A 733-nucleotide genomic window follows, 5' to 3' on the forward strand; every position below is an offset into this window, starting at 1 on the left:
TCAGACTTGGCCAAAATATTTGCCACGCGCTTGTTAGATTCTGCAAGCATACCCGCTTGAGGCAGCTCACTAAAAGCCTGTACCGCGCGAATACGTTGATCAAAATCAAGCGGCATGTGCGGGTTAATCGCTTGCACTGCTTGAATAGTATCGACGCTGACGCCTTGCTCGGTATACATTGCCCGATAGCGCGAGTTCAAAAAGTTCATGACTTGAGTAAAAGCATCACCCATTTTGGCGATTTTGTTGCCGCTCTTATCGCTATAGCCTTTAATCGCTTGCTCAACGAGCGCTATTAGATTAATCGGTAACTGCTTTTCGATCAATATACGCAAAATACCAATAGCTGAGCGGCGTAAGCTAAATGGATCTTTTGAGCCCGTCGGCGCTTGATCTATCGCAAAGATACCGACCAAGGTATCTAAACGATCTGCTAGCGCTAAGCAAATACCAATCGCGGTTTGTGGCAACTCGTCGCCGCTGAATTTGGGTAAGTACTGCTCCTCAATAGCGGCTGCGACGGCTTCTGGCTCACCATTGAGACGCGCGTAATAAGTACCTGCAATACCCTGCAATTCAGGGTATTCACCCACCAGTGAGCTAGCCAAATCTGCTTTGGACAGTATCGCTGCTCGTACCGTCTCATTGATATCTAGGGTATGGCCTTGCTCTTGCATCAAAGTGGCGATAAAAGCGGCAAGTTTAGCAATACGCTCAGATTTTTCCCAAATCG

General features: G+C 47.6%; 1 protein-coding gene. It reads right to left on the minus strand.

The window, feature by feature from the left end; translation table 11 throughout:
• On the minus strand, positions 1-733 hold a 733-nt coding region (locus tag ACTXGO_RS15395), incomplete at both ends, for a glycine--tRNA ligase subunit beta (protein WP_443575130.1).

Source organism: Psychrobacter sp. T6-1, from assembly GCF_052258445.1.